Annotated in this window: 20 protein-coding genes; 14 read left to right on the top strand and 6 right to left on the bottom strand. The window is 67.5% G+C overall.

The window, feature by feature from the left end; translation table 11 throughout:
• Positions 1 to 323: 323 nt before the first annotated feature.
• The 3 genes from ACTOWK_RS06890 (at position 324) to ACTOWK_RS06880 (ending at position 6,866) form a co-directional block, all read left to right on the top strand.
• Positions 324 to 3,089, top strand: a complete 2,766-nt coding sequence (locus tag ACTOWK_RS06890) for a M4 family metallopeptidase (RefSeq protein ID WP_441329440.1) — start codon at positions 324 to 326, stop codon at positions 3,087 to 3,089.
• Positions 3,090 to 3,753: 664 nt separating this feature from the next.
• Positions 3,754 to 5,877, top strand: a complete 2,124-nt coding sequence (locus ACTOWK_RS06885) for a M66 family metalloprotease (protein WP_441329439.1) — start codon at positions 3,754 to 3,756, stop codon at positions 5,875 to 5,877.
• Between the two features lie 536 nt (positions 5,878 to 6,413).
• On the top strand, positions 6,414 to 6,866 hold the full coding sequence (locus ACTOWK_RS06880; RefSeq protein ID WP_441329438.1) for a hypothetical protein: 453 nt from the start codon (positions 6,414 to 6,416) through the stop codon (positions 6,864 to 6,866).
• Here ACTOWK_RS06880 and pdxR read toward each other — a convergent pair.
• Positions 6,838 to 8,331: a MocR-like pyridoxine biosynthesis transcription factor PdxR gene (gene pdxR / locus ACTOWK_RS06875; RefSeq protein ID WP_441329437.1), complete on the bottom strand. Its 1,494-nt coding sequence runs from the start codon at positions 8,329 to 8,331 to the stop codon at positions 6,838 to 6,840. The genes ACTOWK_RS06880 and pdxR overlap by 29 nt on opposite strands.
• Positions 8,332 to 8,439: 108 nt before the next feature.
• On the opposite strand from pdxR, the gene ACTOWK_RS06870 reads away from it, so the two are divergent.
• The 3 genes from ACTOWK_RS06870 to ACTOWK_RS06860 are packed head-to-tail and all read left to right on the top strand — an operon-like array spanning position 8,440 to position 10,501.
• Positions 8,440 to 9,144 (top strand): glutathione binding-like protein, encoded by a 705-nt coding sequence (locus tag ACTOWK_RS06870; protein ID WP_441329436.1) that lies wholly within the window; start codon positions 8,440 to 8,442, stop codon positions 9,142 to 9,144.
• A 41-nt stretch (positions 9,145 to 9,185) separates the two neighbouring features.
• Positions 9,186 to 9,992: an MBL fold metallo-hydrolase gene (locus tag ACTOWK_RS06865; protein WP_441329435.1), complete on the top strand. Its 807-nt coding sequence runs from the start codon at positions 9,186 to 9,188 to the stop codon at positions 9,990 to 9,992.
• Positions 9,993 to 10,027: 35 nt separating this feature from the next.
• Positions 10,028 to 10,501: a cupin domain-containing protein gene (locus ACTOWK_RS06860; RefSeq protein ID WP_441329434.1), complete on the top strand. Its 474-nt coding sequence runs from the start codon at positions 10,028 to 10,030 to the stop codon at positions 10,499 to 10,501.
• 55 nt (positions 10,502 to 10,556) lie between these two features.
• Here the strand turns inward: ACTOWK_RS06860 and ACTOWK_RS06855 are convergent, their stop codons facing one another.
• The 3 genes from ACTOWK_RS06855 to ACTOWK_RS06845 form a co-directional block, all read right to left on the bottom strand.
• Positions 10,557 to 10,928, bottom strand: a complete 372-nt coding sequence (locus ACTOWK_RS06855) for an ArsR/SmtB family transcription factor (protein ID WP_441329433.1) — start codon at positions 10,926 to 10,928, stop codon at positions 10,557 to 10,559.
• Between the two features lie 40 nt (positions 10,929 to 10,968).
• Entirely contained in the window at positions 10,969 to 11,424 is a 456-nt protein-coding gene (locus ACTOWK_RS06850; RefSeq protein WP_441329432.1) for an SRPBCC family protein, read from the bottom strand.
• A 111-nt stretch (positions 11,425 to 11,535) separates the two neighbouring features.
• Complete coding sequence (locus tag ACTOWK_RS06845) at positions 11,536 to 12,429, bottom strand: helix-turn-helix domain-containing protein (protein ID WP_441329431.1); 894 nt, start codon at positions 12,427 to 12,429, stop codon at positions 11,536 to 11,538.
• Positions 12,430 to 12,520: 91 nt separating this feature from the next.
• On the opposite strand from ACTOWK_RS06845, the gene ACTOWK_RS06840 reads away from it, so the two are divergent.
• On the top strand, positions 12,521 to 13,504 hold the full coding sequence (locus tag ACTOWK_RS06840; protein ID WP_441329430.1) for an alpha/beta fold hydrolase: 984 nt from the start codon (positions 12,521 to 12,523) through the stop codon (positions 13,502 to 13,504).
• A gap of 131 nt (positions 13,505 to 13,635) precedes the next feature.
• Here ACTOWK_RS06840 and ACTOWK_RS06835 read toward each other — a convergent pair whose 3' ends face one another.
• Positions 13,636 to 13,794, bottom strand: coding sequence for a hypothetical protein (locus ACTOWK_RS06835; RefSeq protein WP_441329429.1), 159 nt, complete (start codon positions 13,792 to 13,794; stop codon positions 13,636 to 13,638).
• A 261-nt stretch (positions 13,795 to 14,055) separates the two neighbouring features.
• Here ACTOWK_RS06835 and ACTOWK_RS06830 point away from each other — a divergent pair, with 261 nt between their 5' ends.
• From ACTOWK_RS06830 to ACTOWK_RS06820, 3 genes are all read left to right on the top strand, one after another.
• On the top strand, positions 14,056 to 14,754 hold the full coding sequence (locus tag ACTOWK_RS06830) for a response regulator (RefSeq protein WP_057972445.1): 699 nt from the start codon (positions 14,056 to 14,058) through the stop codon (positions 14,752 to 14,754).
• Positions 14,755 to 16,131 carry an ATP-binding protein gene (locus ACTOWK_RS06825; RefSeq protein WP_441329428.1) on the top strand — a complete coding sequence of 459 codons (1,377 nt, stop codon included), beginning with the start codon at positions 14,755 to 14,757 and terminating at the stop codon, positions 16,129 to 16,131. It begins immediately after the preceding gene.
• Positions 16,132 to 16,233: 102 nt separating this feature from the next.
• A complete protein-coding gene (locus tag ACTOWK_RS06820) occupies positions 16,234 to 16,677 on the top strand; it encodes a hypothetical protein (protein WP_441329427.1) in 444 nt (147 codons plus the stop codon).
• A 9-nt stretch (positions 16,678 to 16,686) separates the two neighbouring features.
• Here ACTOWK_RS06820 and ACTOWK_RS06815 read toward each other — a convergent pair whose 3' ends face one another.
• Positions 16,687 to 17,319: a TetR/AcrR family transcriptional regulator gene (locus tag ACTOWK_RS06815; RefSeq protein WP_441329426.1), complete on the bottom strand. Its 633-nt coding sequence runs from the start codon at positions 17,317 to 17,319 to the stop codon at positions 16,687 to 16,689.
• Between ACTOWK_RS06815 and ACTOWK_RS06810 the strand changes: the two genes are divergently transcribed.
• From ACTOWK_RS06810 to ACTOWK_RS06795, 4 genes are all read left to right on the top strand, one after another.
• Positions 17,318 to 17,689: a hypothetical protein gene (locus ACTOWK_RS06810; RefSeq protein WP_441329425.1), complete on the top strand. Its 372-nt coding sequence runs from the start codon at positions 17,318 to 17,320 to the stop codon at positions 17,687 to 17,689. The two genes, ACTOWK_RS06815 and ACTOWK_RS06810, sit on opposite strands and share 2 nt — an antisense overlap.
• 461 nt (positions 17,690 to 18,150) lie before the next feature.
• Complete coding sequence (locus ACTOWK_RS06805; protein ID WP_441329424.1) at positions 18,151 to 22,173, top strand: amino acid adenylation domain-containing protein; 4,023 nt, start codon at positions 18,151 to 18,153, stop codon at positions 22,171 to 22,173.
• 10 nt (positions 22,174 to 22,183) lie between these two features.
• Complete coding sequence (locus ACTOWK_RS06800) at positions 22,184 to 23,536, top strand: glycosyltransferase (RefSeq protein ID WP_441329423.1); 1,353 nt, start codon at positions 22,184 to 22,186, stop codon at positions 23,534 to 23,536.
• 195 nt (positions 23,537 to 23,731) lie between these two features.
• Positions 23,732 to 25,000 carry a patatin-like phospholipase family protein gene (locus ACTOWK_RS06795; protein WP_441329422.1) on the top strand — a complete coding sequence of 423 codons (1,269 nt, stop codon included), beginning with the start codon at positions 23,732 to 23,734 and terminating at the stop codon, positions 24,998 to 25,000.
• Positions 25,001 to 25,017: the final 17 nt, after the last annotated feature.

Here is a 25,017-nt window from a genome sequence, read left to right as displayed (position 1 = left end):
GTCCAGGAACCTCGGCTTCGGCTTGACCGCCAGGCGCGGCTACAGCGTCACATAAGGAATGAGTTTACGGCACGCCTTGCGCGGCCAAGGGCCCGTTCGAGCCACGTTGGGCACCGCATCCCTGGAACTAGGGGCCCGCTCCCGGATAGCAGCGATTCCACACGCAGGCGCACGGTTGCGTCGTTCGGCCGTGTCGCTCGTCGTGTCGCGAGGGGATCCGACTGTCAAGAAACGCCTGCCGCGCCGCGAATCCTTCGCTGCGATGCAACAAATTCGCGTTTGTCACCTGGCCAAAGCGGTCCGCCCGGCCACCGGTCGCGGCGGTGAACGACGGGTTTAGCCCGGAAAACCGTGATCTAAGTCTCATTCGATATTTAGCAGAGAAAAAAAGATCGCCGGTAAAGGCCTGTCATCCGACAGCCATCTATTTGTCTTTCGTCCCGAGGGAATGGGCCCGCCACCAGCGGGAGGACAGCACCGATACGGCCGCGACCGTGGCCGAATACAAAAGACTACGAGGGGATATCGAAGTGAATCGCATTTTGACCAAGGGCGTACTGGCTAGCGCCGCGACGCTCGTACTGTTCGCCGGTAACGCGGCCGCCGCCGAGCGCGTTGACCTCATGAAACTGAATCCCGCTACGCTCAAGCGGGCACAAAGCGCCATGGCCAACGCGGCCGGTACGGCCGGTACGGCCCCGATGACCCACGCCCGCCATGCCCAGATGATCGGGCTGGACAGCGAGTCGCACCTGGTCGCCAAGAGCCGCAGGACCAGCCTGGGCGCCCGCAACAGCCGCTACAAGCAGACCTTCCGCGGCGTCCCGATCTTCGGCGAGAGCGTCGTGGTCAGCGAAGATGCCGCCAGCGGCGAAGTGCGTGCGCTGTACGGCCGCAAGATCACCGGCCTGGCCGGCGAAATCCCCTCGATCAAACCCAAGCTGAGCAAGGCCGAGGCGCTCGCCGCCGGTAAGCGCGCCGCCCTGGGCGGCCGCACCCGCGTGCGGAGCGAAACTGCCGAGCTGAACATCTACGTCGACGACAGCGGCCGCGCCAGCCTGGTCTATCGAGTGCAGTTCTACGCCGACAGCCAGAAGGGCGGCAACCCCACTCTGCCGAACCTGCTGGTCGACGCCAACAACGGCCGCATCCTGAAGCAATGGGAGAACCTGCAGCACGCCAACGGCACCGGCCCGGGCGGCAACGACAAGACCGGCAAGTACGAGTACGGCACCGACTTCGGCTACCTCAACGTGACCCAGTCGGGCTCGAGCTGCACCCTGGAGAACGACCGCGTCAAGACCATCAACCTCAACCACCTGACCGATCTGGATGTCGACCTCAACGGCAAGACGGCGTACAGCTACAGCTGCCCGCGCAATACCGTCAAGCCCATCAATGGCGCGTACGCGCCGATGAACGACGCCCACTACTACGGCAACGTCGTCTTCGACATGTACCAGGCGTACATGGGCGAGGCGCCGATTCCCGGCAAGCTCATGCTGGGCGTGCATTACGCCAACCAGTATGAAAACGCCTCATACGACCGCAGCAACAACAGCATGGTCTTCGGCGACGGCAAGGACTTCTACTATCCGCTGGTCAGCCTGGACGTGATGTCGCACGAGGTCTCGCACGGCTATACCAACCACAACTCGGACCTGCTCTACGACATGTGGGACTCCGGCGCCCTGAACGAAGGGTTCTCGGACATGGCCGGCGAGGCCGCCGAATACTACATGCACGGCACCAACGACTTCATTGTCGGTCACGACATCGTCAAGGGTGAGGGCAAGGGAATTCGGTACATGGACGACCCGAAGAAGGACGGCGGCGTTTCGATCGACCATGTCCTCCAGTTCCACAAGGGTGGCATGAATAACCACCGCAGTTCGGGCGTCTACAACAAGGCGTTCTACCTCCTGGCCACCACGCCGGGCTGGAACACCAAGACCGCGTTCCAGATCTTCGCCCGCGCCAACCGCGACTACTGGACCGAAAACACCTCGTTCAACCAAGGTGCCTCCGGCGCGCTGCGCGCGGCTTGCGACATGGGCCTGAAGGGACAGGACGTGATCAAGGCCTTCAACGTCGTCGGCATCGACGCTGGCCAACTGTGGACGGGCTGCGGTGATTTGGCTGCCGGCAAGCGGGCGCCGGCGGCGAACTTCAGGATCGCTGCGCGTGGTCAGCATGCAGAACTGCAGGATACGTCCACGGACGCGGACGGCACGATAGTTTCGCGCAGCTGGGATTTCGGCGACGGCACTACATCCACCGAGCAGAACCCGACCAAGTACTTCCACAATGGGCCCGGCTTCTACAAGATCACGCTGACCGTGAAGGATAACGACGGCCTGAGCCATACCCGGTACGAGTACATCATCATCGCTGCCAGTCAGCTGACCCACAACGTGCCCTGGACCGATGTGTCCGGTGGACCGACCGGCGAGCAGTTCTTCAGGGTGGCCACCAAGCCCGAAACGAACAGGATCACCATCACCGCTTCCGGCGGTACCGGCGCTCGCGTGCTGTACGTGAAGCGCAACAGCACGACGGTCAGCACCACCAATTACGACTGCAAGTCCAGCAGTACCAGCAAGACCCTGACCGTAACCTGCTACTACCCCTACGATAAGGAAGCGACCGAGTACCGCGTATTGTTGAAAGGCAACTACTCTGGTGTGAAATTGCTCGCCACCTACGAATACCCCATCGGGTACGCCAAGTACTGCGATCAGGCCCAATGCTCGATCCCCGACGCCAGCGGCGGCGACTTCCTGAGTACGATCAACGTCCCCAACGGCAACAACAACGACCCGGGTGGCGCTTATATCAAGTACGGTGCTTGGGCTACGGTGCAATTCGTCCATCCCGCCAGTGGCGATCTGAAGGTCGATCTGATCTCGCCGACGGGCAAGGTGTACAACATCCACAACCGTACCGGCGCCAGCGCCGACAACCTCACCATCCTCAATATGCCGTTGAATCTGGTCGGCGAACCCAAGAACGGCAACTGGTCGCTGCGGGTGAACGACAACAAGCCGGGGGATGCCGGCTGGCTCAAGTATTGGGAGGTCAAGTACTGACCGCGGCACCCGTGTGAGCCATGGGCCCGGCCCCGGTTGATCCGGGGCCGGGCTTTTCATTGTCGACGATCTTGCACGCACGCATGCACCGCCCTGTGCATCCACGGCCTGGCTTCGGACGCAGGCCGCAAGCAGTTGCGCTCGCATTACAGCGAATCGAAAACCAAAGACAGCCGTCAAAAGCCGGCCGGTTGTACCCGAAGAGCATGTTGGCCGGGTGCAGCGACCCACGCTGAAAGTCGTACCAAATCCAAAATTCAAGCCGCAATCGCAGCGGCTAGCGGCACTGAAATTCGGCATGAATCGGATGCCGGAGGCAGACGTTCAAACAGTTGCACTGAGGAATTTCGAGATCGACCACTCCAGGGCGAAGCAGGGACTGGATAGATAACGGGCCGCGCCCGTCCAGCAACGCATTGAGTTCAACGTACTGTCCAAGACAGCGACGAACGCATCGACGAACACGGCTTCGTTGTCTTCCGCATGTTTCATCGCCCGCGCCAGATCGGCATGCCGAAGCGCTGATCGCAAAATTTACCGCCTTGCTTAACCCGTCACAGGAGTTAACGAAATGCATGCACTAATGCGCAGAACGCCGCTCATCGGCCGCACCGAGAATATGCGCGCGGCGCAGTACCGCGCTCTAATGAATTCAGGGGACTTCATGCGTACTCATCACCTCGCTGCCGCCTTGGCAGCTTCGCTGTGTCTTGTTGCCTGCGGTGGTAAGGGCGGCAAGGATTCCGGCATTCCGGGCGTTCCGACCGCTACACCACCGACCACGCCGACACCCACCGTGCCGCCACCGACCACGCCGCCGTCCGCATTCGCGCCACTGGAGATCGCGCAGCTGGAACTCGCGCAGACCCATGTCATGCCCGAAGGCGGCCTGCGCTGGACGCTGACCAACGCCAAGGAAGAGCTGCACGCGATCGGAGGCCGCGAAGCGCTGGCATTGATCAAGCTGGCCAAGGGCGACGCCGTCAATCCGCGGGTCGAAGGCTGGCGCGACGGCGTGCAGCTGGGCACGGCCGCATTGAGCGCCACGCTGCCGCCGACCGAAGCCGCGGGCCCCGCCTATGCGAACGGCGTCTACGCCGCCACGCTGCCCAAGGCCTGGCTCGCACCCGGCCTGAAGCTGCGCGTGCGCGCCGACAACTACAGCGTGGGCGCATTCCGCGAGCCGCTGGTCGGCGCAGACAGCCCGGCGTTGTTGCGCGTGCTGCCGTTCTATCTGTTCGGCGCCACCGACACCAATTCGATTCCGCTCGCCGACACCGCGGTACCCGACGCCGCCACGGTCGACGAGCTTTACGCCAAGTGGCCGGTCGCCAGCCTGGTCGCGCAGAACCATCCGGCCAAGCGCGTGGTCTGGCCGACCGTGGTGATCGGGCCGAAGGACGGCAAACCCGCTTACGTCATCCACAATACCAACGAAGAGCACGCCGGCTTCCAGATCATGAGCACGGTGCTGGGCACGATCGGTGGTCTGCTCCATGCCAACGGCGAAAGCTCCGGACCGGTGCAGTATTACGCGCCGCTGCTGATGTTCGACGCCGCCGGCGTCTACAAGTTTCCTGGCGGCGGCTTGGGCAGCCTCGGCGGCGACATCGGCGTCGGCGACCACACTTACACCGTCGCTTTTGTGCACGAGCAAGGTCACGCGATGGGTCTGCCGCATCAGGGCGAGGCCTACGATCAGGCCAAGTATCCCTATCCGCGCGGCAGCCTCAGTGGTTCGGCATGGGGCTACGACAGCATACGCAAGGAGTTTCAAGCGCCGTTCATGCCCCCGACGTCTGAGAACTATGCCAAATGCCGCACAAACGACAATCGCCTGATCGACGCCCATGATCGCTGTATCAAGCAGGATCCGATGCAGGGCGGCGCCGGTGACGGAGCCAAAAATTATCGTTTCTCGATTTTCTCCGACTACAGCGTAGGCATTATGCAGCGTCACTTCGAGGGCGTTACCCGGGTCGAGAATGGCGCGCGCGTGTACGGCGGTGGCAGCATCATCGCCGATGCGGCCTTCCCTGGCGGCTACAAGCGCTGGGACAGCCTCGACCGCCGCTGGGTCAACGTCGAAGCTACCACCAGTGACTACGGCCTGTACGGCATCGACGACAACCGTCCCACGAAGCGCGACGTCCCGGTGCACGCCATCGTGATCAGCTACAGCTTGGCCGGCACGCCCAACGTGTCGCAGATCTATCCGGTGCTGAGCTTCCGCGGCAATCTGGTGCGCACCATCGATCCCGCCGACGCGGCGCAGCGCGCCAGTATCGCTCCCAACGGAGCCTATAACTGGTACTGCCACGGCAGCGGCTGCGACTACAGCCTGCGCGTGACCTACACCAACGGCAACGTGCGCACCATCCTGCTGCAGGGCGGGTTCCGACCCTGGTTCGACCCGACCACGGCACCGAAGCCGGAAGCGACCGATCCCAACCACGAGAGGAGTTTTCGCACCTGGGTGATCAACGTGCCCGGCGAGGTCGCGATACAGAAGGTCGAACTGCTGGACACGCCGCGCGCCTGGGAAGGCCTGCCGGCCAATCCGGTGGTGCTGGCCGGCCGCCAGGGCATGGGCATGGCGGGCACGAAAGCCGCAGGCGTGGGCGCGGACGCGATCGAAGGCGAATGCGTCGAATTGGCGACGGTCGCCGCGCCGCGTTCGGCGATGCCGGCACCGCGTTGCCCCGGCAACCATCCGGGCGCCGCGAACGTTCCGCAAGCCGGCGCGTTCGATATGCGCGACACCCTGCAGCGCCTGCTGCGGAATTGACTTGGCCGCGTGCCGCGCTGCGGCGCGGCACGCACGCCGGTCGCTCTCGCGTTCGATCCCTGTGGATCGGGCGCGTTCGCCGTGCCCCGTGAACGGCCAGCTTAAGCCCGAGGCCAACCGCAACAGCAGGGAATCGCGCGCATCCGCGAGCCCGCGCCGGGGTCGGCGAGCGCGACGCGAATGCTGCGCCACCCGCCCGGCGCGCAGTCGGTCGGCGACTATGCGATCCGCTCCCGGAACGACCGGCGTCGAGCTTCGGTTACGGCGTCATCGATGCCGACGAAATCGCCGCGGCCTTACGGCGTTTCCGCCGCTCGCCGGAAGAACTCGGCGGCGCCTGTCCCGGGCTCGGGCCGAAGCATCGCAGCGCTTCGATTGGATTGATACGATTCAAGTGTCATCGCGATCGGCGCCGTATCGCACCGGACCGGGCACGCTGCGAATCGTTCAGCGCGAGCAGTTGGCGCTTGACGTCAAGGCCAGAATAATGAGGTTCTGTGTTGAATAGGCCCGAGGCGACGCCTCCCCCGACTGCCGTGATCCGAAGAACGACCCAACAAGACGCCACCGGCTGTGGCCTGGCCTGCGTGGCGATGCTCGGCGGCATCGGCTATGCGCAAGCGCGGATGTTGGCACGCCGGCTCGGCGTCGGCCCGCGCGACCGGGTCGTCGGCCACGGCGGCACGACGCGCACGATCCGCAACGCCTATTTCAGCGATGCCCACCAGTTGCGAGGCATGCTCAAACTGCTCGGCCTGCGTGCGGGAGCGCAACGCCGCCTGAGCCGATGGGACGCGCTCGACCGCAGTGGCATCGCCGGCATCAACTACAACCACCGCGAGGACAGCTGGCACTGGGTGGTTTATCTGCACAGCGATGACGGCGGCTGGGTGCTCGACCCCAACCCGCGGGTGCGCAGCGAACGCAGGACCGATTTCGGCCGGATGAAGCCGCACTGCTTCATTCCGGTGTCTGCGGCGCAGGCCTGACCTGGGCGCCGCCGAGTTCCTCCAGCGATCGGCGGAAACGCTTCAAGGCCGGAACGATCTCGTCGGCATCGATCACGCCATAACCGAAGGTCAGCGCCGGCCGCTCCAGCGCGCTCGTCGCGTAGTCGCCGGTCGATTGCGCGCCCGGCAGATGGCGCAGCATGCGCGTCAGGATCGCCGGTGCCAGCTCGGGGTCGCGGATGCGCGCGGCCAGGTGCAGGCCGGCCTCCGACGGAATCGGCTCCAGCCACGGATGCAGTTCGCGCCGCAGACCGTCGAGCAGGGTGTCGCGGCGCTCACCGTAGATCGTGCGCATGCGCCGCACGTGGCGGGCCAGGTGACCGTCGCGGATGAAGGCCGCGAGCACCGATTGGGTGATCGTGTCGCAGTGCGAATCGGCGCAGTGCTTGACCGTGATCAAGGCATCGCGCGCCCATGCCGGCGCCACCACGAAGCCCTTGCGCAGCGACGGGAACAGGCTCTTGGAGAAGGTGCCGACGTAGAACACCAGGGCGTCGCGATCCAGCGTCTGCAGCGCGTCGAGCGGGCGGCCGCCGAAACGGAATTCGCCGTCGTAGTCGTCTTCGATCACCACCGCATGATGCTGGCGGGCGAACTCGAGCAGCGCCTTGCGCCGGCGCAACGACAAAGCCACGCCGGTCGGCGATTGGTGCGACGGCGTCACGCTGATGACGCGCACGTCCTCGGGCAGGCGGTCGACGCACAGGCCTTCGTCGTCGACCGGCATCGGCACCAGGCGCGCGCCGGCCGCGGCGAAGGCCGCGCGCACCGGCGGATAGCCCGGCTCCTCGACCGCGACCTGGGTCGCGCCCGGCGTCACCAGCAGGCGCGCGAGCAGGTCGAAGGCCTGCTGCGCGCCGGAAGTGACGATGACATCGTCGGCCGCGCAAGCGACCGCGCGCGCGAACGCGACGTGCTGGGCGATCGCCTCGCGCAAGGCCGGGATGCCTTCCGACGGCGGATAGCTGAAACGCGTCCTGGACCACTCGCGCAGGCTCTGCGCGGACAACCGCCGCCAGACCTCGTGCGGGAAATGGCGATGCTCGGGAATACCGAGACGGAAGCACCGCTCCGGCAAGCTGCGCGGCGGCGAGGGCCGCATGAACGGCGTGCGCCACAGCGGGTTGAGGCGCGGGTCCTCCAGCCCCTGTTCCAGCAGCGACGGCGCGCGCCGTTCGCGGCGTCCGGCGATCTCGGCCACTACCGTTTTCGCGCCTTTGCGCGGCAATGCATAGCCTTCGGCGATCAACAGGTCGTAGGCGGTGACGACGGTATTGCGGGCAACGCCGAGCTCGCTGGCCACCTGGCGCGTCGCCGGCAGCGGCGCCCCCGCGGCGAGGCGGCCGTCGAGGATCGCCGAGCGCAGTTGCTGGTGCAGTTCCTGGGTCAGGGTGCCCTGGCCGCGGTCCGGCAGGGCCAGGGGAAACGGAAAAACTGGCCCCATGAAATCTCACCATTTTGGATCATCCAGGGCACCAGAGTACTCCTAAACTGGATCCATGGAAGCGGCACGACGCCGCCGCACCGCCCCTCCCCGACGAGCCTCCTCCCGATGATCGACCTCTACTACAGCCCGACCCCGAACGGCCTGAAGCTGCGCCTGTTCCTGGAAGAGTCCGGCCTGGCGCACCGGATCGTGCCGGTCAGCCTGTCGGCCGGCGAACAGTTCCGTCCCGAGTTCCTGGCGATCTCGCCGAGCAACAAGATCCCCGCCATCGTCGACCACGCCCCACGCGATGGCGGCGAGCCGGTGGCGGTGTTCGAGTCCGGCGCGATCTTGCTCTATCTCGCCGAGAAGACCGGCCTGCTGCTGCCCGAGGACGCCCGCGCCCGCCTCGAAGTCACCCAGTGGCTGTTCTGGCAGATGGCCGGGCTCGGCCCGATGGCCGGCCAGGCCGGGCACTTCCGCGTCTATGCGCCGGAGCCGCTGCCGTATGCGGTCGAGCGCTACACCCAGGAAGTGAAGCGTCTGTACGGCGTGCTCGACCGCCGCCTCGCCGACCGCGCTTATCTCGGCGGCGACCGCTATTCGATCGCCGACATCGCCTGCTACCCGTGGATCGTGCCGCACGCTGGGCTCGGCCAGGACCTCGCCGCGACCCCGCATCTGCAGCACTGGTTCGAGACCATCGCCGCACGTCCGGCCACCCAGCGCGTCTACGCCGGCATCGACGACCCGTACAGCAAGGCACCGGTGCTGTCGGACGAAGCGCGACAAGTCCTGTTCAACCACGGCGCGACGACCACCAAGTCCTGACTCGTCCCGCGTCTGCACCGCCCACCTCCGCGAGGCCCGCCATGTCCCTGCCGATCTGCGAAACCTGCGGCACCCAGTTCGCCCCTCACGCCGGCATGCCGGCGCACTGCCCGATCTGCGAAGACGAGCGCCAATACGTCGGCTGGCAGGGCCAGATCTGGACCACCCACGAAGCGCTGGCGCAACGTTACCGCCTGCGGCTGGAAGACGACGCCGGCGTGCTCGGCATCGGCCTGGCGCCGGCGTTCGCGATCGACCAACGCATGCTGTATCTGCAGACCGACGCCGGCAACATCCTGTGGGAATGCCTGGCGCTGGTCACCGACGAGGCCGTCGCCGAATTGCGCGCGCGCGGCGGCGTCGACCTGATCGCGATCTCGCACCCGCATTTCTACGCCTCGATGGTCGAGTGGAGCCAAGCGCTCGGCGGCGTGCCGATCCTGCTGCACGAGGCGGATCGCGAATGGGTGCAGCGGCCCTGCGAACACATCCGCTACTGGAGCGGCGACGAATACCAGCTCTCCGAAGGCGTGACCCTGATCCGTTGCGGCGGCCACTTCCCCGGCAGCACCGCGCTGCACTGGAAACACGGCCCTCGCGGCGGCGGCGCGTTGTTCCCGGGCGATGCGTTGCAGGTCGTGTTCGACCGCCGCCACGTCACCTTCATGTACAGCTATCCCAACTACATCCCGATGAAGCCGAGCGACGTGCGGGTGATGCGCGAACGCATCGCCGGCTACGCCTTCGAGGACGTCTACGGCTACACCTGGGGCCGCAACATCGTCGGCGGCGGCCGCGAAGCGGTCGACGAGTCTTTCGACCGCTTCCTCGCCGCAGTCGCCGGCTGAGCCGCTCCTGCCTCCCATCCCTCCGAGGAACCCTCATGTCCAGCGGACTCGATGCCCTGCGCGACTACCTGCCCGCACGTTTCAGCACCACTGCCGAGCTGCCTTGGATTCCGTCCTCGACCCCGGGCAAGGCCGCCAAGCCTTTGCGCTTCCTCGCCGACGACCGGGGCTTCGTCGAGCTGCTGCGCATGGACCCGGGCGTGGTCATGCCGCTGCACCACCACACCGGCGAGATCCACGCCTACAACCTCAGCGGCAGCCGGTTGCTGTGCAGCGGCGAGCTGATCGGCCCGGGCGACTACGTCTACGAGCCGCCGGGCAATACCGACTGGTGGAAGATCGTCGGCGACGAACCGATGATCGCCCTGGTCGTGGTCATGGGCGCGGTCGAATTCCTCGGCCCCGGCGGCGTGGTGCGGATGCGCGCCACCGCCGAGACCCAACGCGCCGAGTACGCGCAGTACTGCCGCGAGCACGGGCTGCCGTTGCGCGACCTGATGGAGCGATGATCCGTGCCGCCGTCGTTGCGCCGGCGACCATCGGCCGCGTCGGTGGTCGCCGCGGTCAGTCTTCGACGAAGGACTTGAGCCGCAGCAAGGCCTGGTCCCACTGCTGCGAGATCGCATCGAGCGAGCGCCGCGCTTCGTCCAGTTGTGCGGGTTCGAACTCCCACAGGCGTTCGCGCCCGGCCTTGAGGTCGCGCACCAGGCCGGCCTCGGCCAACACCTGCAGGTGCTTGGTCACCGCCTGGCGGCTGATGTCGGTGCCGCCGGTGAGTTGCGCGATCGACATCGCACCGCCCGCGCACAGAGCCACCACCAGGCGCAGCCGCGTCTCGTCGCTGAGCGCGGCGAACACCCGCGCCGACTTAAACAAGGCCGGCTTATGCGAGGCCGGCTTGTGCGAGGCCGGCTTGTGCAAGGCAGGTTTGCACAACGCCGGCGCCTTCAACGCGGGCCGGGCCGAAGACTCCGATCTAGCCGACATACCGCTCGATGTTGCTCATCTGCTCGTCCCAGCCGCCGCTGTTCATGCGGAAGGCTTCGTCGCGTCGCGAGGCCGGCACACGGTCGAAACCGGACTCGACCACCCGCAACAAAGTGCCGCCGTCGACTTCTTCGAGGGTGAACTCGACCAGGGTCGGCGCTTCCTGCGAGTAGTCGACCTCGGGATCGACCGCGTAGGGATGCCAATGGAAAGACAGCAGGCGTTCGGGTTCGACCCGCTGGACCTCGACCTGCATCAGCAAGTGCTCGTAGCCCGGATAGGTGATGCGGCCCTGGGTGGTCTGCCCGGGCACGAAACGCTGGCCTTCGAAGCGGACGCCAAACCATTCGCCGAACGACTCGGCGTCGGCCAAGGCCTGCCAGACCCGCGTGCGCGGCGCCTTGAGCAGGATCTGTTTCTCGATGCGATCGGTGGATGCGTTCATGGTCGTACCTCCGAAACGAAGGCTAATACCGCCCGCACCGAAATGCAACCATTTGGTTGCCTTACTGCATCGACGCCTCGCCATGCCCGCTCACCGGGGCCGCGCATCGGCTCAAGCCGCGAGCGAACCGTCCTGCAGCGCGCGGCACAGCTGCGCGGTGGCCTCGTCCATCGGGAAACAGCATTCCACGTGCAACTCGTCGATGGTCACGTCGCGCGGGGTGCCGAAGGTGGTGATGGTGGAGAAGAAACGCAGCTCGTGTTGCTCGCGGCGCAGGATCGTGGTCAGCAACGGCGACGGCGCCGCATCGAACTGGCGCCGGCGCCAATGGCACGGCACCCCGGGATAGGCCATGACCTCGTCGAGCAAGGCGCGCGCCGCGCTGTCGCCGGGCGTCGCGGCGACGGCAGTATGCAGGTGACGGATCAGTTCGCCGGCGACCTCTTCCCAGTTGGCGACCGCCGGGCGCAGGTCTTCGGGATCGAAGATCTGCCGGATCATATTGGCGTGGCGGTTCGGGCGGCCGTACATGACGAAGGCGTTGGTGCGCACCGCGGCCTCGTTGGCCATCAACACGTCCCAGTGCCGGTTCAACAGAAACGCCGGATACGGCTCCTGCTGCTTGAGGATGAACTCGATCGCGCGGCGGATCTGGGCGAACTCGGGCGTCGCCAGCGCCGTCTCGGGGTACTTCGGCGCGAAGCCCGCCGCGACCAGCAGCGCATTGCGTTCGCGCAGCGGCATGTCGAGGGCGTCGGCGAGCTTGACGATCATCTCGCGGCTCGGCTGCGACTTGCCGGTCTCCACATAGCTCAGGTGGCGGGCCGACACGCCCGCGTCCAGAGCGAGATCGAGCTGACTCCAGCGCCTGACCCCACGCCATTCGCGCAGCAATGCGCCGACGCAGTGGCCGCGCGGGCCGGTCTTCGGATTCGTAGCGAGGGCCATGTTCATGCGGCCATGATAGGAGCCGGCTTCGAGCAAAACCATGACCTCCGAGGTCATGCAGATTGCACCTGCGACGTCATTGCCGGCATGACCGCCGATGTCGATCATCGCCTCCCATCGAAACGCCCGTCCGGGCCTGGGAGACCGCATGAACCGCAGAACCTTCATCCAACTCGGCGTCGGCGCCGCCACCGTCGGACTGCTCGGCGGCTGCGCGACCGGCCTGGCCGGCGCGACCGCGAGCGCGGCCGATACCGCCCCCTGGAATGCCGCCGCGTTCCACGCTGCGCGCCGTTTCCTCGCGACTTCGTTCGGCGAGATCGCCTACGTCGAGCGCGGCCAGGGTCCGGCGGCGCTGTTCCTGCACGGCTTCCCGCTCAACAGCTTCCAGTGGCGCGGCGCGATGGCTTACCTGGCGCCGTACCGCCGCTGCATCGCCGCCGACTTCATGGGCCTGGGCTATACGCGGGTCGCCGCCGGCCAGAGCGTCGCGCCGGATGCGCAGGTCGACATGCTCGCGACCCTGCTCGACCGGCTCGGCATCGACAGCGTCGACCTGATCGCCAACGACAGCGGCGGCGCAGTCGCGCAATTGTTCCTGGTCAAGTATCCGCAGCGTGTGCGCAGCATGCTGCTGACCAACTGCGACGTCGAGAACGACAGCCCGCCGGCCGCAGTGGTGCCGGTGATCGAAGCCGCGCGTCGCGGCCGCTTCGCCCTGGAAACGTTTCCGCCGCAATTGGCCGACCATGCCTTCGCCCGTTCGGAAAAGGGCATCGGCGTACAGTGCTTCACCTATCCGGATCATCCGAGCGACGAAGCGATCGAGACCTACTTCACCCCGTTGGTCGGCACACCGCAACGCACGCAGCTCACCGACGCCTATGCCATGGGCCTGGACCCGAACCCGCTCGCCGGCATCGAAGCGGCGCTGAAGCGCTGCACGCAGCCGGTGCGGATCGTGTGGGGCACCGGCGATACGATCTTCTCGCCGGCCAGCCCGCATTACCTCGACCGTTTGTTGCCGAATTCGCGCGGCATCCGTTTCATCGAGGGCGCGAAACTGTTTTATCCGGAAGAGTTTCCGGAAGTGATCGCGCACGAAGCGCGCCAGCTTTGGGCGACGCTCTGAGCGCAGCCCGATCTGCGTTGCATCCGTATGACGTTTGTCATCAATCGCGGCCGCATTCGTATGCCGTTTCGACAACGATGAAGTTCGTGCCTGGCCATCGCCAGGCTCGTGTCTCGACCACGACGGCGGCGCTATGCCGCCGTCGCGCGTATCGCCGCGGCGATCGGCTCGACGATCTGCGCGCCGCTGGTACGCTGTTGCGATCCGTCCATCGGTTTCGCCTTGTCTCTGCGTACAGCAACCGCCATTACGCTGTCTGGCAACAACGCGATCGTCGCGTCGCCGCTCATGCCGCCGTCCGCGCATCGCGCTTGCAACCCTGCGTACGATCGCGGCATCACTGTCAGCAAGTCCACTCACTGCGCCGCCTTCGATGCCCTCACCGCTGCGTTTCCGAAACGACCGTCCATCGCCCGCCCCGGTTGCGGACGCACGCGCCAGTCCGCCGCCGCGGCGCCCGTGCCCGGCTTCGATACCAGGATGTGTTTATTTGTACGGTCCCGACGACCACCACCCGCCGGCGCTACCATGCCGGCTCGCATGAGGTGGCCATGAATAAAGTCCTGCTGATAGAGGACGACGCCCGTCTGGCCGGGCTGATATCCGAATACCTGCAACGCTACGACTTTCAAACCTCGGTGGTACTGCGCGGGGACCAGGCGCTGACCGCCATCGAGGACGATCCACCCGACGTGATCGTGCTCGACCTGATGCTGCCCGGCATGGACGGCTTCGACGTCTGCCGCCAGATCCGCAAGCAGTCCAGTCTGCCGATCGTGATGCTGACCGCGCGCGGCGATCTGTTCGATCAGGTCACCGGCCTGGAGGTCGGCGCCGACGACTACGTGCTCAAGCCGGTCGAGCCGCGGCTGCTGTTGGCGCGATTGCGCGCGATCCTGCGCCGCAGCCAGGCGCGGCCGCAGCCTAACGGCTCCTCGATGCTGTTGTACGGCGGCCTGCAGATCGACATGACCGCGCGCCAGGTGCGCTGGAAAGGCCAGGAGATCGACCTCAAGACCGCCGATTACAACCTGTTCGTGATCCTGGCCCAGGCCGCCGGCCGCGTGCTCAATCGCGACGAGCTGCTGCGGCGCTGGCGCGGGATCGGCTTCGATGGCGTCGACCGCACCGTCGATGTCAGCATCTCGCGCCTGCGCCGGCATTTCGGCGACGACGCCCACGAACCGCGCAAGATCAAGACCGTATGGGGCCGCGGTTACCTGTTCAGCCCGATCGCCTGGGAGGACTGAATGTTCGCGATGCTGGTGCGGCTGTATCTGACCGTGGCCGGCTTGCTGTTGTGCTCGATGCTGCTGGTGCAGCAAGCGTTTCCGTATCTGTTTCCCGACCAGTACTCGCAATCGGCGCGGCATGTGTTCAGCGGCGAGCTGGCGCTGCTGCGCGAGCACCTGCGCGGCGTCGGCATCGGCGAGTTGCCCGAGCGCATCGCTGCGCTCAACCGCAGCAACCCCGACCGCTACAGCGTACTGTCGCCGGCGATGACGCTGCGCCTGCCGGCGCGGGTGCTGGCCGAACTGGCCACCACCGGCACCGCCAGCGACCACGTCAGCACCGAGCACCATCACGTCTACGTCCGCCTCGACCACGGCGACGTGGTCCAGATCAGTTACGACGAAAGCGATTTCCCGATCCGCTACATCGCCTACGCCACCGTGTTCGCGATGGTGCTGGTCGGCCTGATGATCTGGCTGCAGCCGCACTGGCGCGATCTGGAACGGCTGCGCGACGCCGCCGCGCGCTTCGGCGACGGCGACCTCAACGCCCGCGCGCGGCTGCCGGGCGGCTCCTCGATCCGCCAGTTGTGCGTCTACTTCAACAACATGGCCGACCAGATCGGTTGTCTGATCCAGTCGCAGCGCGACATGGTCAACGCCGCTTCGCACGAGTTGCGCACGCCGATCACCCGGCTGGAGTTCGGCCTGGCCAACCTCGGCGACACCCTCGACGACCGGGTCGCCCGCGCCCGTGTGCACGCCCTGCGCTGCGACGTCGAAGAACTCGACCTGCTGGTCGGCGAACTGCTGACCCTGGGCATGCTGGAACGCAGCGGGCCGATGCCGGCGCTGGAGCGCATCGACCTGGCCGCGTTCCTACGCGCCTCGACCGGCGTCTCGGCCGAGGAACTGCGCGTGCGCGCCACCCATATCGAATGGGCGCTCGCGCCGGCGCTGAGCGAAGTCGTGGTCGAGCCGCGCAGCCTCGGCCGCGCCTTCTCCAACCTCATGCGCAACGCTCTGCGCTATGCCGACGGCACCATCCGGGTCGGCGCCGAGGCGGTCGAGCAGGGCTGGCAGCTGGTGGTCGAGGACGACGGCGTCGGCATCCCGCCGGAAGACCGCCTGCGCGTGTTCGAGCCGTTCTATCGCCTCGACCGCAGCCGCGACCGCGCCACCGGCGGCTTCGGGCTCGGCCTCAGCATCGTGCGCCAGGTCGTCGATCGGCATGGCGGCGAGATCCACATCGAGAGCTCGCCGCTCGGCGGCGCGCGCTTCGTCATGCGCATTCCCCGGCACCAGCCCGGCGAATGGCGCGGCCGCAACCAGGCCCTGCGCGAAGAGTCCGCAGCGGACGCGGACCATCTCGAGCATTCGTTTCATCTGCAATGATCGGCGCCGAAAGGATCGGCGCCGAACGGTGACCCCTTTTTCCGGCGCAGTGCGTTAGCCCATGCGCAGGCCGCCAATGACGGTGGCCGGGAAGGAGCCGAAATGCATATGGAAATGAATGCCCTCGACGACGTCGAGTCCCAGGTCCTCGATCTCGCCAACCAGGCCATCGGCCACCAGGCCGGAGGCGATTACCGCCAGGCCGTCGAGCATTGGGCGCAGGCCATCGTCCTCGCCGATGCGGGCATGCACGACGACGAGATCCGTTACTGGCTGCGCAGCGGCATCGCCAACGCGCACTATCAGCTCGGCCAGGACGCGGCCTGCATCGACGCCGCCCGCGAGGCGCGCGCCTGGTCGCGCCACCAGCAAGCGCCGCTGGCGGCCTTGCTGCTGGGTCAGGCGCTGTACCGCAGCGGACGCGTGCAGGCCGCGCTGGAAGCGCTGGAAGAGGCCCGCGGCATGATCGGTGCGGAGTTCTTCGACGCCCTCGACGACGCCCATCGCGACGCCATCGCCGAGCTCATGCTGGCCCGCGCCGCCTGAGCGCGGCGCTCAGAAGCGCGCCCACCACTGCACCGAACGTTCGAAGTAACCGATCAGCGTCTGCACCAGGCGCTGGCGGTCCTGCGGCTCGCCGCAGGCGATCACGCGGTCGACCGCGCTGTGCATCGCGGTGAAGAAGATCACCGCGGTCAGGCGCGGGTCCGGCGCGGCCCAGACCCGCGCGGCGATGCCGCCTTCGAGCAGCTCGACCAGCTGATCGACGACCGGGTTCTCCTGCATCGCATGGCGGTCGTGGGTACGCAGGTCGTGGAAGACCACGTCGTGCAGCGCGACTTGATCGAGGTAACCGTCGACCGCGCTCTGCACCCAGGCGCGCAGACGCGCCGGCCAATCGTTGGGACGGCAGCGGTCCATCGCCTCAAGCAGACGGACACGGAAGCCTTCGACGAAACGCTGCTGCAGCGCCAGCAGCAGATGCTCGCGGCTGGCGAACTGATCGCGCAGCATGCGCAGCTCCACGCCGGCGCCGGCGGCGATGTCGGCCAGGGCGACGCGTTCGGTACCGCGTTCGATGAACAGGCGCGCGGCGACATCGAGCAAGGCCTCGCGCGTCGGCAGGGCCACCGGCGCGGCGGCCGGCGATGAGCGACTCGACTCGGGCGGGGCGAACGACGGCGACATGGACGGCATCGGCCGACCTCAAATGAGAATGGCTCTCATCATAGCCCAAGCCATGGCGGCCTGGACCATCCGGGCGTTTTTCGGTATCGCCCTGCGTTCGCCCCGGCCTCCCGCTCCGGTCCGGTCCGGCCGCGCGTCGCAATTCGCCGGCCGTGCATCGACTTCGTCTTCGCGCATGCGCGCGGCCGATATTCGCCAACGACAAATCCGTTCGCGAAATCGAAAATCGCTCGCGCATGCGCATCGCACGCATCACAGGCCGATCGTGATTTCGAACCGGCTTGCGATACCGCGCGAATACCGGAAATCCGCGATGCAAACGCGATCGCGCGCCGTTGCGGGAATATTCGCCGCATTTTCCCCTCTGTAGATCCCGCCCTGTGCGGATCTGGTCCGCTGTAGAACTTGTCGGTTGTAGAAAAAGCTTCACATAGTCGACTTGTGATCCGGCTCTCAACGCCGGCTTCGTAAATATTCGACTTGTGATCCGGCTCTCACCGATCTCGATGGACAGCGCCGGAGCGCTCAGGGATATTGATTCCCAAGCGGCAACGAGGCGTGATGCGGATAGTCGCTGTCGCAGCCGACCACATAAGAACTCAAGCCCGCCATCTGCGTGATCTGCGCAGCCAGCAGTTACGGACAGGGCTCTGCCCCGGCGCCAAGCGCCGCGGCGACGACGTAATTTGATTTCGAAACGAAATGGAGAGGGGGCCACTCGTAACGACGAGTCGGCCGCGGGATCGCGCGCGAGAACAACGCGTCGTCGGGCATCGCGCCCGTCGGCCGCTGACGGCGTGCGGCCAACGGCCGCCTCAAAGGATGCGCGCCATGAATGAATCCCACTCCCCCGCCCTGCCCCTGACCACCGCCCAGCGCGGACTGTGGGTCGGGCAGAAGATCGCCTCGGCCGAAGCCTCGATGAACATCGCCGAAGCCGTGGAGATTTGCGGCCCGGTCGATGCCGAGCTGTTCCTGCGCGCACTGCGCCAATTCACCCGCGAAGCCGATGCGACCCGCGTGCGCATCGTCGAACACGGCGGCCTGCCGCGACAGATCGTGCGCGAGGAATACGAAAGCGACTTCCCCTATTTCGACCTGAGCCTGGAAGCCGACCCGCGCGCGGCGGCGGAAAGCTGGATGCAGGCCGAACTGGCCAAGCCGGTCGACTTCGTCCACGATCCGCTCTGGGTCGGCGCGCTGTTCAAGCTCGCCGACGACCGCTATTGCTGGTACCAGCGCGCCCATCACACCATCTACGACGGCTACAGCGGCGGCATGACCGTGCGCCGCATCAGCGAGTTGTACACCGCCTATGTCGAAGGCCGCGAGCCCGAAGCCTGCGGCTACGGTTCGCTGGCGGCGCTGGTCGAAAGCGAAGCCGCCTATCGCGGCTCCGAGCGCTTCCAGCGCGACCGCGCGTTCTGGCGCGAGCAACTGGCGGCCTTGCCCGAAGCGGTGACCTTGGCGCGGCGGCGCGTGCGCAACAACGGCGGCCTGCGCCGTGCGCGCGGCCTGCTCGACGACGCGGCGCGCACGCGCCTGGTCGAGATCGCACGCGACTGCGGGGTGAGTCTGCCGCAAGTGTTGATCGCGTTGATCGCGGCGTACTACCACCGCGCCACCGGCGCCCACGACCTGGTGTTCGGCATGCCGGTCACCGGCCGCGTCAATCACGCTCTTCGCAGCACCCCGGGCATGGTCGCCAACGTGGTCGCGATCCGTCTGGCGATGAGCCCGCAGACGACCATGCCGGAGCTGTTCGCGCAGGTCTCGCGGGTGGTCAAGCAGGCGCTGCGCCACCAGCAATATCGCTACGAAGACCTGCGCCGCGACCTCGGCCTGGTCAATCCCGACCAACACCTGGCCTGGCTCGGCATCAACATCGAGCCGTTCGACTACGGCAGCTTCGGCGGCCATCGCGCGACCGGCCATAACCTGCATAACGGCTCGGCCGAAGACCTGACCGTGTTCGTCTACGACCGCGACGACGGCGAAGGTCTGAGCTTCGACCTCGACGCCAACCCGACCCTGTACCCGGCCGCCGAACTCGACGAACACCGGCGCCGCCTGATGCGGTTGATCGAATCGGTGTCGGCCGATCCGTCGCTGCGCCTGGGCGCCATCGACGTGCTCGGCGAGGAAGAACGCGAGCGTCTGCTGCTGGGCTGGAACGACACCGACGCGCCGCTGCCGGACAGCACCGCGCTCGACCAGTTCGAGCAGCAGGCCGCGCGCACCCCGGATGCGGTGGCGGTGATCGCCGGCGACACCGTGCTGAGCTATCGCGAACTCGACGACAGCAGCACCCGCCTCGCCCATCGCTTGATCGCACATGGCGTGCGCCCCGGCGACATCGTCGCGATCGGCCTGCCTCGCGACGAGGTGTTGATCGCGGCCCTGCTCGCGGTGTGGAAGGCCGGCGCTGCCTATCTGCCGCTGGACCCTGAAGCGCCGGCCGAACGTATCGCCCTGACCCTCGACGATGCCGCGCCGAGCCTGCTGCTGACCACGCCGGACTTCGCCGAAGCCTTCTCCGGCCGCGCCCTGCCGCTGCTGTTCGCCCACGAGCAGGACGAGGCCTACGAGATCGACGTGGACGCGGCCTTGCCGCGCGCGCGCTTCGACGCCACCGCCTACCTGATCTATACCTCCGGTTCGACCGGACGGCCCAAGGGCGTGGAAGTGAGCCAGCGCAACCTCGGCAACTTCCTGCTCGCCACCCAGCGCCTGTTCGCGCCGACCGCGGCCGACCGTTTCCTCGCCCAGACCACGGTCGCCTTCGACATCGCCTGCTTCGAACTGTTCCTGCCGCTCAGCGTCGGCGCGCGCATCGTCGTGACCACCGCCGAGGTGGTGCGCAACCCGCTCGCCCTGGCCCGGCTGATCGCCGAGCACGGCCTCAACTTCGTCCAGGCCACGCCGTCGCTGTGGCGCATGCTGCTGGCCAATCCCGAGGTGCGCCTGGACCGCGTGCACGCGCTGTCGACCGGGGAAGCGCTGCCGCCCGAACTCGCCCAGCGTCTGGTCGCCGCGGCGGCGCGGGTGACCAATCTGTACGGCCCCACCGAAACCACGGTGTGGGCGAGCGCGATCGAAATCACCGCGGCCGACGTCGCCGACGGCGCGCCGCCGCCGATCGGCAAACCGCTGTTGAACACCCGCGCCTACGTCCTCGACAGCACCCTCAACCCGGTGCCGACCGGCAGCGTCGGCGAGCTCTACATCGGCGGCGCCTGCGTCGCCAAGGGCTATCTGGGCCGCGACGATCTGACCGCCGAGCGCTTCATCGCCGATCCGTTCGTCGACCGCTCCGTCGACCGCTCCGTCGATCGCCGGGCCGAGGCGCGCATGTACCGCACCGGCGACCTGGCGCGCTGGCGCGACGACGGCGTCATCGAATACCTCGGCCGCGCCGACCAGCAGGTCAAGATCCGCGGCCACCGGGTCGAACTGGGCGAAATCGAAACCCACCTCAGCGCCGATGCAACCGTGACCGAAGCCGCCGTCGCCCTGCACGGCGACGGCAACGGCCCGACCTTGCTCACCGCTTACCTGGTGCCGGCGACCGGCCTGAGCCTCGACAGCGACGGCCTGCGCCGCCGCCTCGCCGCCAGGCTGCCCGACCACATGGTGCCGAGCGCCTACGTCGAACTCGCCGCGTTGCCGCTGACCCCGAGCGGGAAACTCGACCGCAAGGCGCTGGCGCCGCCCGAGCGCAGCCGCCACGCCGCCTACGCCGCGCCGCGCAGCGAGATCGAACGCAAGCTGGTCGCGCTGTGGCAGCAGATCTTCGGCCTCGAACGCGTCGGCATCCACGACAACTTCTTCGAACTCGGCGGCGATTCGCTGACCGCCGCCGAACTGGTCGCCGCCTTCCCGCGGCATTTCGGCAGCGAGCTGTCGCTCGGCGCTCTATTCGAGGGTTCGACCATCGCCGGCCTGGCCGCGTACCTGGAACGCAGCGGCGGCGAGAACGATCCGCTCGGCGCGCTGCTGTCGCTGCGCTTGTCGGACCGCGAACGGCCGCTGTTCTGCATCCATCCGGTGACCGGCTTCAGCTGGTCCTACGCCGGCATGCTGCGCCACCTCGACGAGACCCTGCCGGTGTATGCCCTGCAGTCGCGCGGTCTGCGCGGCGGCGGCGCCCTGCCCGGCAGCATCGAGGAGATCGCCGCCGACTACATCGCGCAGATGCGGCGGATCCAGCCGCACGGCCCATACCGCTTGCTCGGCTGGTCGCTCGGCGGCCTGATCGGGCATGCGATCGCCGCGCAGCTGCAGCAGATCGGCGAACGCGTCGAGCTGCTGGCGATGATGGACTCGTATCCGTTCGTGGCCGACGCCCACGATGCGCAGAGCGAAGCGCAGCAAGCCGTGGCCGTGCTCAAGTTCCTCGGCTTCCATCACCGCATCCGCGACAACCCGCCGCAGGACATGCGCAGCCTGGCCGACCTGCTGTGCCGCGAGTACGAAGTGTTCTCGATTCCGCTGGTGCAGGAAATCATGAAGGCCGACGCGCGCCTGATCGAGAACGTCACCGCGGTCACCCGCAACAACCTGATGCTGGCGCGACGCTACCGGCCGGCGCCGATCGAGACCGACGTGGTGTTCTTCAACGCCGGGCTCAAGGAGCACGTCGACCTCGACGGCCTGCTGCACTACCACGCCGCCGCCTGGCAGCCCTTCATCGGCGGCCGCATCGAGATCCACGACGTCGACTGCCACCACCAGTCGATGCTGGAACCGCGCGCGGCGGCGCACATCGGCCGCGTGTTGCGCGAACGGCTGGAATCGCGGCCGCTGCCTTCGCCCCCACCGACGCCGGCCGCGCTCGCGGTCGCGTACTCGTAAGGAGACGCCCGTGTCCGCTGCCATCGTCATCTTCACCGTCGGCACCCAAGGCGACGCGCGCCCCTGCGTCGCCCTCGGCGTGGCCCTGCGCCAGGCCGGCCATCGGGTGCGCATCGTCACCAGCGACAACTTCGCCGGCATGGTGCGCGAGGCCGGGCTGGAGTTCTTCGCTCTCAGCGCCGACTTCAGCGACCTGCTGACCAACAACCCCGAGACCGTCGACAAGGCGCTCAATCCCTTGTTCCTGGTCAAGCACACGCGCGAGAAATTCGCCTCGATGGCCGCGACCTGGGTGCGCGAGACCCGCCCGGCCTGCGAAGGCGCCGCGTTGCTGATCGGCAACGGCATCGCCACCCAATTGGCGAAAGCGCTGGGCGAGGCCGAGGGCATCGCCTTCGTGCAGGCGCAGTTGCAACCGTTCACGCCCTCGCGCGAACTCTCCCCGCTGGCGTTCTGGTCGAAGGCGCGGTTCCCCGGTGCGGTCAACCTGGGCCTGTACCAGCTCATGAAGCTGCTGGCCTGGTACACGCTCAAGCCCGCGGTCAACGACGTGATCCGGCCGCAACTCGGCCTGCCGCGCTACCCCTGGTACGGCCCTTACTTCGAGCGCGATCGCTTGCGCAAACGCGTGCTGTACGGCTACAGCCGCCACATCCTGCCGCGCCCCAACGACTGGCCCGAGGAGGCGCGCGTCACCGGCGGCTGGTTCCTCGACCAGGCAGAAGAATGGCAGCCGCCGCAGGCCTTGCAGGACTTCCTCGACGAAGGCGAGAAACCGATCTACATCGGCTTCGGCAGCATGCTGGCGAACAACGCCGAGGCCTTCACCGAGACCGTGCTGGAAGCCGCTCGCCTGAGCGGCCGCCGCGCCGTGCTGGCGACCGGCTGGGGCGGCCTGCGCGGCGAACCCGGGCGCCGCGACGAGCGCACCTACGTGATCGACAACGCACCGCACGATTGGCTGTTCCCGCGCATGGCCCTGGCCATGCACCACGGCGGCGCCGGCACCACCGCGGCGGCGGCGCGCGCCGGCATCCCCTCGGTGTTCGTGCCGTTCTTCGGCGATCAACCGTTCTGGGCGCGGCGCATGCACGAGCTGGGCGCGGCGCCGCCGGCCCTGGACCGGGTGAGCGTGACCGCCGCGCAGATGGCGCAGGCGATCGGAGCAGGCCTGCAGGCGCCGATGCTGCAGGCGGCCTGCGAGCTCGGCCAACGCATCCGCGCCGAACGGGGCGGCGCGAGCGCGGTGCGCGCGCTGGCCGAGTGGGGGCTGCTGCCGACAGCATCGGAGCCGGCGGCGCAGTCCGCGTCGGCGCAGGAAACACCGGCGCGGCTGCGCGCGGTGGAGGCCTTGGAGGCCTGAGGCGCGGCGCGGCCGCATTGGCCCACGCCCTCATCCGGGCCTGCGGGCCGCCTTCTCCCGTGAACGGGAGAAGGCAAGCACCGTCGCCCCGACGGCGCCGACAACCCGTCCCAACCTGCAAGACGCGCATCGGCGAGAATGAGCGGCTGATCGCGCGATGTTCTCGTCGCGCCTCAAACCGCCGAGGCGTCTTTCATGAAAAGCACCGATGTCGAACTCGAACGCCTGCGCGTGCGCCGCGAAGCGCGCCGTGCCGCGCTCGCCGCCGATACCCGTATCGCAGTCGAACGCGAAGGCCGTGCCGTGTGCCTGTCCGGCGGCGGTCATCGCGCCGCGCTGTTTCATCTCGGCGCCTTGTTGCGCTTGCACGAGAGCGGCTTGCTGGCCGGGGTGACGATGTTCAGCTCGGTCTCCGGCGGCAGCATCGTCTCGGCCTGGCTGGCCTGCCGCTATCTCGACACCCGCCTCGACGGCGAAGCCTTCGCCGCCTGGAGCGACCGCATCGATTTCCGCATCGTCGTGGTCGAGCCGTTCCGCGACGTCGTCGCCCGCGACCTGCGCACCGTGCCGGTGCTCGCCACCGCCGCCCATAACTGGCTCTGGCCCTCGCACCGCATCGGCCTGCTCGAACGCCGCTATGCCGAGATCTTCGGTGAGCGCTGCCTCGACGACCTGCCGGCCTCGCCGGCCTTCGTGTTCTGCGCGACCGACCTGACCTTCGGGGTGAACTGGGAATTCTCGCGGCGCCGGGTCGGCGACTATCTGGCCGGCTATCTGCGCGATGGCGCGCGGCGCGTCCGGCTGGCCTGCGCGGTGGCGGCGTCCTCGTCGTTTCCGCCGGTGTTCGGCCCGGTCCGCTTCGACACCGAACCCGGCGACTACCAAGACGGTCACTACCGCGGCGACGACGGCGAGGAACTGCGCGCACGCATCGAACTCAGCGACGGCGGCGTCTACGACAACCTCGCCACCGAGCCGGCGATGCGGCGTTACCGCGAAGTGCTGGTGTCCGACGCCGGCGGGCCGTTCGCATTCGAAAGCCGGCGCTGGTGGCTGCAGCGGCTGCTGCGCTACACCCAGGTCGTCGGCAATCAGGCCGAGGCCCTGCGCAAACGATTGTTTTTCGGCCAGGCCGAAGGCGGCTCGCTGATCGGCGTGTACTGGGGCTTGAACGGCTCCCGCGACGAGGGCGCCGACGGCTACAGCCCGGGGCTGGTGCGCGAGGTGATCGGCCGGTTCCGCACCGACCTCGACCGCTTCCTCGATCCCGAGTTCGAGGTGCTGGTCAATCACGGCTATTTCACCGCCGTCGATGCGATGTGGCGGCAGGACGGTTGGCAGCCCGACAGCACCCAGAGCGCGGCCTGGCCGTATCCGCAACGCGCCGACGAGAACGAAGTCCGGCGCCTGTTGCGCTACAGCCACCGGCGCGTGCTGCACCGGCGTTGGTGGGGCGCCAGCTGAGCCGGGCCTGCGGCGCC

The sequence above is a fragment of the Lysobacter sp. CA196 genome, from assembly GCF_052078695.1.
Classification (GTDB): Bacteria; Pseudomonadota; Gammaproteobacteria; order Xanthomonadales; family Xanthomonadaceae; genus Lysobacter.
Note: the sequence above shows the minus strand (reverse complement) of the source record. Positions and strands in the feature narration are given on the sequence as shown.